Origin of the sequence: Candidatus Jidaibacter acanthamoeba, assembly GCF_000815465.1 — a bacterium.
Classification (GTDB): domain Bacteria; phylum Pseudomonadota; class Alphaproteobacteria; order Rickettsiales; family Midichloriaceae; genus Jidaibacter; species Jidaibacter acanthamoebae.
The window spans coordinates 1-3,757 of the sequence record NZ_JSWE01000016.1; the positions used below are offsets into that span (position 1 = coordinate 1).

A 3,757-nucleotide genomic window follows, 5' to 3' on the forward strand; every position below is an offset into this window, starting at 1 on the left:
AGGGAATATTCACTGAAATGTGTCATAATTTAGTTACCTGGAAAATTTTATTCTATCAGGGAAATAAATATAAAATAAATATATAATTGCGAAATGGTCAAAGCCCAATTTTGTATTAGCAGGTTCCATTTAGCGGTAATATTTTTAATAGCGCAGAAAATGAGCTTGAACAATGCATTTTCACTAGCAAAAGCACCCTTGGTTTTGGTGCATTTCCTGATTCCTCGATGAAAGCCCTTAATAGGATTTGTGGTGTAAATAAGCTTCCTTATTTGGGCAGAATACTTAAAATAAGTGGATAAATTATACCAATTATTTTGCCAAGATTTAATTACTATGGGATACTTCCCCATTTTTCTTCCAGCCTTAGCAGGTTATATTCTGCTACATCCTTAGTCTCAGCCTGGTATACACACTTCAAGTCAACCATAAATTCTTTTTGATTCTTACTTGCAACATGCTTTAAGGAGTTGCAGATTTGGTGAATGACACAAAGTTGAACTTCCGTATCAGGGAAGGCTGTATTGATCACTTCAGGGAATCCTTTTAATCCGTCTATACAAGCTATAAGTATATCTTCTACTCCTCTTGCTTTCAGGTCATTAAGTATACCTAACCAAAAATGCGCACTCTCGGATTCACATGCATAAAACCCTAAAATATCTTTTCTTCCATAGTTGTCTATTCCTATTATGTTGTATACCACTTTAGGCATTACTTTATTATCCTGCTTAACTTTAAAGTACGTCGCATCTAAGAATACTACCGTATACAAAGGCTCAAGCAACCTGCTTCTCCACTCGATAAGCATAGGAACAAGCTTATCGGTAACCGCAGATATCGAAGCAACAGATACCTCAATTCCGTACATCTCATGTAAAGGTTGCACTATACCATCATAGCTTGTTCCTAATCCGTACATCGCTAATATCTTATTGTCTAACTCTTCAGTTAATGTAGTGGTCTCTTCTTTATTATTTGTGGTTCAAAACTACTATTGCGGTCTCTCTCGGTACCTCAAGTAAGAAGCTTACTCCTCCGGTTCTGACCTGTTTCCTAGATATTCCGTTACGTCGATTATTCCCTTCTTCAAGGCTATCCTCGTTTAAATGCGCCTCCATTTCCCCCTTCAAAGAAATCTCTGTTAAATCCTTTATCAGCTTGGTCAGTAACCCTCTCCCTCACCAAGTAGAGGCTTACCCATATACAGCCCTTTGATTATTTCTCCCAATGCTTCATTTTGTAATGATGGCAGTGAGCTTACTTTCTCGGCTATCTTACTCATTTCATCATTTATGACAATATTCGTCTGCTCTTTCATGGCAAAGTCTCCTTTATTTTTAGAAGTAACTAATTTTTATCTTATTTACTTACTTCTTTATTTTCTTTTCGATTACTTCTTATCTCTAAAAAATTATCTAATCTCTTCTTTGACACATTTCCTTGAACATCCTCGGCAATCTCCTAAAATTTAATTTAAAGCATTATTAATACCATGCCCTGTAGCCCAATCATCAGATTTTCTATCCTTACCTGTATAGTTAACAATCGCTTATAGGTTATTATATAAACTTTCCAGCCTTTTTATTTTTAATAAATGTGTTTTATATTCTTCTAACCTTTGTAGCTCATTGCTTTTCATGGTATACCTACCCTGCCTAATGAATAATATAGATTTAATAATTGTTTAATAAGTTTTATTATAAAACTATATTTTAATATTTTATTATTTTTATTTTAAATTATATTTCAAACTTTAAAAAGTATTTTGCTTATGAAAAATAATGAGAAACATACTAATCAAGAAAAGCCTAACTCTAAAAAAAGAGTAAGTTGGGTAGACTCCATTGAAGATAATGAGGGAAGAACACTTAGAGTTAGGAAAAAAGCCAAAGTTTCTCACGAATCTGAAAGCACGAGTCCAGCTCAGAAATCATTAAAAAACTATTTTGCTCAAATGTTTAGTAATGGGCACTATGATGTGATAAAACAAGAATGGGAGAGTCATATCGCAAGGCATACTAGAATAATAGAGCTTAAAGAGCTATATGGGGAGGATAGTGAAGAAGTATTAAAAATGGGTAAAAATATAATCGGTAAGCTACTTTGTTTAGATAATTATTCTATGTTAAGGTGGGTTACAGTAAACTGCGATATAGAAGCTTTTAAATTAATTGCTGAAATGTCTGCTACAAAATATTTACAACGCATGGTACGTTATGATGACTATATGGCTTTTAGGCTATTTGTAAGTAGCAATCGGATTAATGAGAATAATCATGAGTATAACTCTTCTGAATGTATTGAGGGATTTAAACTTTTTTTGAAAATTGATAATAATGTAGTTAATATTTTCTGGAAATGTCTTAATATCACTGATAGCATTAAATCTGATTTTGATCAGGCTTTAAAAATACTTGGATTAGAACACCTGCTTATTGATAACAAAGAAAATAATTCCCCAAATCATATAAATTCATTTACACAAAGAATTTTTAATACAGCTGCAGATGGAGTTAAGATAACTAGGCAATTATAAACTATTCAACGAGTCTTTATAAACACATATTAAGCCAAATAGTTTATTATATAACTAAGATTTATATAAAATATGACAGTTAGCATAATATGAAAAGAAAAACTGTACATTGGGAGAAAAGTATCTCGAAAAATAAAGAGGACAGTTTTCAAAAGCGCCCTAAAGTAGTTCTTACTGAAGAGGATATAATTGGTATTAAAGAATGCTTTACTGATTATATAGAACTTAAATATTTTGGTATGATTAAAACATTATTTAATCAGTGGGAAAAAGAACACAAGCTAGGCAAACTTTTATCATATGTTAATTATCAACCTTTTTACTCGGTTCTCAAAGATAAAGATTATAGTTTCTTTTGTGAGTTAGTATCAGCTCTTCCTCAAAGGCAAAAATTCTTAATGGTCTCACACAATAATTATGACTTAATTAAATCCTTTATATACTTATCAATCAAAGATATAAATGAAGAAAAATATAACCCCACTCAAGCTCAAAAAGTATTTGATACTTTGTTAAACATTAATCCCACCACAATTATAGAAGTTATTGAGAATTTCCTTAATGAACAACGAGAACATCACCCTAATGCCGTAGAAATTTTACATAATGAACTACAAGCTATTTTAAGTAGTAATACAATTAGTAAAAATATCAATTCAGTGCATGAAGACAATGCTTTTCTTGAAAAAAATGCTAAAGATAAGGTTGAAATGTATATAAAAGAAAAAGAAGAAAAGGGTACAATCTTGACACTTAAATCAAAAAATAATGAACAAATTGAAATTAAAAAATCAGAGCAAAAGTGGCAAGATCAAGTATCGGAGGAATGCTCCAAAGGTAGAAACTTTTAATCTTCTTTTTTATTAGTATAACATTGCTTTCAAAATAATTTATATTACTCTTTTCTTAATTATAAATAAAATAAAAGGTTAAAAGGTAATAAAATGCAAAGCAAAGATATAGATTATACTACTAAGTTTTTAATTGCTGTTGAGTAGGGGAAAATAGATAAAACTAGAGAATTGTTGTCACAAGGTGCTAATGTAAATGCAAAGGAAATGCTAGGAGACACAGCTTTACACCTAGCTGTAGAACGTAAAAATATTAGAATAGTAGAGCTATTACTATCACAGTCTTCAATAGATATAAATATTAAAGGTATTGATGAGCAGACTCCTTTGCAAAATGCCTTATATAATGGTTACGATGAAATTGCTA

The 3,757-nt window shown here is 31.1% G+C and carries 3 protein-coding genes and 1 pseudogene; 3 read left to right on the forward strand and 1 reads right to left on the reverse strand.

Annotated features, from left to right (window positions below; all coding sequences use genetic code 11):
- Positions 1–47 precede the first annotated feature (47 nt).
- A pseudogene (locus NF27_RS00210) lies at positions 48–1,204 on the reverse strand (IS256 family transposase).
- Between the two features lie 570 nt (positions 1,205–1,774).
- On the opposite strand from NF27_RS00210, the gene NF27_RS00215 reads away from it, so the two are divergent.
- From NF27_RS00215 to NF27_RS00225, 3 genes are all read left to right on the forward strand, one after another.
- A complete protein-coding gene (locus NF27_RS00215; protein WP_039454534.1) occupies positions 1,775–2,539 on the forward strand; it encodes a hypothetical protein in 765 nt (254 codons plus the stop codon).
- A gap of 89 nt (positions 2,540–2,628) precedes the next feature.
- Positions 2,629–3,390: a hypothetical protein gene (locus NF27_RS00220; protein WP_039454536.1), complete on the forward strand. Its 762-nt coding sequence runs from the start codon at positions 2,629–2,631 to the stop codon at positions 3,388–3,390.
- A 174-nt stretch (positions 3,391–3,564) separates the two neighbouring features.
- The coding region (locus tag NF27_RS00225; protein ID WP_039454538.1) for an ankyrin repeat domain-containing protein at positions 3,565–3,757 on the forward strand (193 nt) is incomplete at its 3' end.

Coding starts and splice junctions, on each gene's coding strand:
- NF27_RS00220 (WP_039454536.1), top strand. CDS start 2,629: ATGAAAAGAAAAACTGTACATTGGGAGAAAAGTATCTCGAAAAATAAA.
- NF27_RS00215 (WP_039454534.1), top strand. CDS start 1,775: ATGAAAAATAATGAGAAACATACTAATCAAGAAAAGCCTAACTCTAAA.